Annotated in this window: 4 protein-coding genes and 2 pseudogenes; 4 read left to right on the plus strand and 2 right to left on the minus strand. The window is 54.5% G+C overall.

Annotated elements, in window-relative coordinates:
• From ABJQ89_RS13540 to ABJQ89_RS13550, 3 genes and pseudogenes are all read left to right on the plus strand, one after another.
• Window positions 1-195: pseudogene (locus tag ABJQ89_RS13540) on the plus strand (hypothetical protein); the annotation flags it as partial.
• Between the two features lie 12 nt (window positions 196-207).
• A complete protein-coding gene (locus ABJQ89_RS13545) occupies window positions 208-702 on the plus strand; it encodes a hypothetical protein (protein WP_348405326.1) in 495 nt (164 codons plus the stop codon).
• A 95-nt stretch (window positions 703-797) separates the two neighbouring features.
• Window positions 798-1,256 carry a tRNA (cytidine(34)-2'-O)-methyltransferase gene (locus ABJQ89_RS13550; protein ID WP_348405325.1) on the plus strand — a complete coding sequence of 153 codons (459 nt, stop codon included), beginning with the start codon at window positions 798-800 and terminating at the stop codon, window positions 1,254-1,256.
• A gap of 372 nt (window positions 1,257-1,628) precedes the next feature.
• Here ABJQ89_RS13550 and ABJQ89_RS13555 read toward each other — a convergent pair whose 3' ends face one another.
• Complete coding sequence (locus ABJQ89_RS13555) at window positions 1,629-2,840, minus strand: hypothetical protein (protein WP_348405324.1); 1,212 nt, start codon at window positions 2,838-2,840, stop codon at window positions 1,629-1,631.
• A 314-nt stretch (window positions 2,841-3,154) separates the two neighbouring features.
• Here ABJQ89_RS13555 and ABJQ89_RS13560 point away from each other — a divergent pair, with 314 nt between their 5' ends.
• Window positions 3,155-3,598: a PACE efflux transporter gene (locus ABJQ89_RS13560; protein WP_348405323.1), complete on the plus strand. Its 444-nt coding sequence runs from the start codon at window positions 3,155-3,157 to the stop codon at window positions 3,596-3,598.
• Between the two features lie 42 nt (window positions 3,599-3,640).
• Here ABJQ89_RS13560 and ABJQ89_RS13565 read toward each other — a convergent pair.
• Window positions 3,641-4,081: pseudogene (locus ABJQ89_RS13565) on the minus strand (PLP-dependent aminotransferase family protein); the annotation flags it as partial.

Consider the following 4,081-nt stretch of genomic DNA (forward strand, 5'->3'; position numbering starts at 1 on the left):
CAGCGCAATCATCATGCGCATGTTTTGACCACGACCTGGCAGCTGGAAGCCGAGGGTTTTACCACCAAGACGCTGGTGCTGGATGCGGCCAAAACTGGCGGCGTCGAGATCGCGCAGATGCGCGAGGGTTACCTAACTCAAACTAACTGTCTACAAGCTAATGCAACAGTCCCCTTAAGGGAGATTGGAACTTAAGGAGACTGCCGCATGGAAACTTTACTTAGTGTGCCGGAACTGGTTGCGGCGGCGCTCGCCAACGCAAAGACGTCCGAACATCGGATTGCAGAGGTTCGAGATCATTTTAAAGGGCAGAATGGCTCAGGCACTCAAGCTGAAGACCTTCGCGTGGCCTATGCCGCACTTGAATTGCTTGCCGTTGATACGTTTTCAGTGTTCGAAGCGCGCATGCAGCATCACTTCAAACGGGGTCCATTCTCACGCAAACTGAAAGCGGTGCTTGTTGATGCTGGGCACACGGACCTCGCCGACAGGGTTCATCAGTATTATCTCGCAATCAACGTGCTCAAGCATGGAACAGGTGCAAGCTACCGGGAATTGCGCGATACGCCAAACGCGCTGTTCCCTGTGAAACCGGCCGAAAGTGACGCACCATCCGGCCTTATAGATGTTGGCGTGCCTGGTTTTTTTGAAGGTCTAGCGACAACACTTCTTGAAGCTCATCAGTTTCTTGAAGATCGGTAGATTGTCGAATTCGACTTTTGCAAATGAGAGAGTCATGCATGGCTGACGCTGCATCCTTAACCCAGAAATATCAAATGTATTGTGGCTGAAAATTCATGAAAATAGTACTGGTAACACCTGAAATCCCGTACAATACCGGCGCTATAGGGCGGACATGCGTTGCGTTGAACTTGGAACTGATCCTGATCAAGCCATACGGCTTTTCCTTAGATGAGAAAGCAGTACGGCGTGCGGGCACGGACTACTGGAAGTACGTGCAGTTGACCGAATATGATAGCTGGCAGGACTTTCTGGATGATCACAAGCCAGTGCCGGATAGCCTATTCTTCTTCGAAGAACATGGTGTTCAGACGCTCTATGACCCCGACTATCAACAAGATGCCTATTTGGTATTCGGGTGTGAATCAAAAGGCCTGCCACCGGCGATACTGGATGGGATGGAAGACCGAACCTTCAGCTTGCCCATGCTCGATACGCGCGTTCGATCACTGAACTTGGCAAACGTAGCAACAGCGGTTGTCTATCAAGCGATGCGCAGTCAGTTGGGCGGCTGAACCGGCAATTTGGCGAAGTCGTTCGTAGCCCCAGACAGCACGCCCTCATCTGTCAAAGATGGATGGGGCCCCCCCGAAAACAGGGCAGGCACGGGTACACGACAATCATCTAAGACAGAAAGGTGCTGTGCACTGCGAAAGGACGTTATGATGGGTGCTGAGAGAACAGATTTACGCAGCCAGGCGGCCATCAATAACGCGCGCAAGACAAGGTCAGTGGGTTGCCGTGATTGCGCCGCCCCGCCACTGCCACCGCGCGAGCACGGTTCCTGAGCCTTACGAGGATGCGTCGCTTCCTACCAGCCATCAAGCAAACCAAAACGGCGATCTTTTCAACAGTGCCTCAGCAAAGCGCAAACCCGTACCTTTATCTCAATAGCCTTCGGGCTTTCCATTTATCCGCACGCCATCGGCCATAGACGGCAGCGCGGATTTACGTGGCGCTGGCAGCTCGAGCATTTTCATCATCATTTCACTTTGGCGTGTAACGTTCATCTTCTGAAAGACGATTTTCAGATACTGACGCGCACTGGCCTCGGTAATCCCAGCCTCGCCCGCAGCTTCGCGCACCGTGAGACCCTGCACCATGAACCCGGCCAAACGGGACTGTGTCGGGGTCAAACCGAACACCCGGCACAACACTTCGTTTTCCGTTTCGACGGGTCTGCGCGGGTCCCGCAGGACCAAAAGCGCAAGGGGTTCTGCAACCTGCGCCCATCCGGGTTGCTGATTGTCGACCAACACAGAAGACACAAAAACCGCGAGTTTTTCACCATCCGATGGTCGATTAAGAGCAATCGCTTCACCGCCGCACGCAGCCCCGATCTGCGCCTTATGAAGAACCCGCGCGATACAAGATTTCAGGCTGTTTCCGGGGTCGCTTGAGACGTGAATTTTGTCATGCTCGCGAAAAATCCCATCACGGTCATGCAGGATTTCACGGGCCGTATGATTTGCAAATCGAATGGCCGACGACCGATCCACCACAATGATACCAATCGCCATCACATCCAAAGTATCGGCAGCAATGTTGCGTTCAAAATCTATCGTAGCCAGATCCCGTTTCAGCCACAAAGCGCGGTTCAGATGCGGTATCAGTTCTTGCAATAGTGCGCATTCGGTCTCTCCAAACCGGTTTTGGTGACGATTCCGCAGCGCCAGAAAATACGACAACGACTGGTCTTCTTCGCGCAGATTGACCCCTAGAGAATATTCAACACCACCGGGCGCCAACACCTCTTGGTAGATCCGCGAGGCATGCAAGGTTTCGTCCGATACGCTCATCCGGCAGTGAATAGGCACAAAGGGGTTGCTGGAAAAATGCGCAAGGCGCGGGTCTTCGGGCATCAATTCGTCGTAGCGCCGATAATGATCCTGATCCCATGCATAGCCGTGCAGGCGGCTAAACGACAGCTGGTGATTTGCCAGATCATGATGGCCAATCTGCGCCCCCTGGGCCTCAAACAGGTGCGACGAAGCGGCCAGAAACGTCTCCCAATTCTCCGGATTGCAGACGGCATCGTAGAGTGCATCGATCGTGGTCAGCAACTGGCGCGTTTTCTCTGCGGATACGGTGTGGATCATGGGTTCTTCCAAAGTAACATCGCTGGGACCCAACCGCCCGCATGGCAGCTGCCCAACACAATCTGACCACCTATTCAGCCCGCCCCGGACAAGTCAACGTCCCCATAGCCCGGCCGCGCCAAGCGTCTCAAAGAACCCCACCTGACATTCACATTTGGGAACTGTCTGTACGCGCACTGCAGCGTATCAGATTTGGAACGTTTTGGGCCGCAATGCACCGTCAGGACAAACAAACCAAAGATGAGATACGACAGACACAAACAACCGGCATCGCCGGGCAGGCCGTTCACCTTGCGATCCGGGGCGGGTGGCACATGGCCCTAAGATCCCTCCGAGAGCGCGTTTTGCAAACACTGTGTTTTGAGATCACAGGGCTGACGTTGGCGGTGCCGGTCTTTGCGATTGCCACAGGCAGCACCTCACGGCACAGCATGCTGCTGATCACGTTGCTGTCGCTTGTCGCGCTTGTGTGGACCCCGGTGCACAACACCCTCTTTGACCTCACTGACTTCCGGCTTTCGGCGCGCAAAGCAAGCGACAGACCCCACTGGCTGCGAATTGGTCACGCCATATCTCACGAGGTCAGCGCAGTGGTTTTGACGTTGCCCATCGTCATGTCTGTGGGGCGTTTATCCTTTGCGGAATCGCTGGCGGTCAACATCGGCCTGACGGCGTTTTACACAGCCTACGCCTATGTGTTCCACCTTGCCTATGACCGCCTGCGACCGGTGCAAGTACCGCGGGCCAAACCGTCATAGACCCACATAAATCAGGAATGTGCGCCCCCATCACCGCCAAACTTATTGATTTAGCTGCCATATCTGATTGTTGAGATGCGACAGCAAGCTGGGCAACGTTTCGCGCTGGATACGCCCCCCCAGACAAATTCTGACAAATCGGTCCTGATCCCCCACAGTGCGGAATGCGCTTTCAGGTGCGATGCCAATCTCGTGGTTCGACATATGCGACATCAGCGTCGCACAAGTCACGTTTTGCGGCAATTCCAGCCAAATGTTGAACGCATGCGGATGCGAAAGAAATGTGGCCTCGGTGATTTTATCTGATGCCATACCCTGCCGAATGGCGCTTTCCTTGCGGATATAACGCCGGATCTGGTCTGCGGTTCCGTCCAAAACCCAACGGGTCGCCAGCGCCATGCACACCGGCGACGCCATGCCCGAAAAGGCCCGAATTCCGTTTTCGATGGCAAAGTTGCCGCGCGCATTTGGTGCAACCGTATA

The sequence above is a fragment of the Planktotalea sp. genome (assembly GCF_039984035.1).
Classification (GTDB): Bacteria; Pseudomonadota; Alphaproteobacteria; order Rhodobacterales; family Rhodobacteraceae; genus Planktotalea.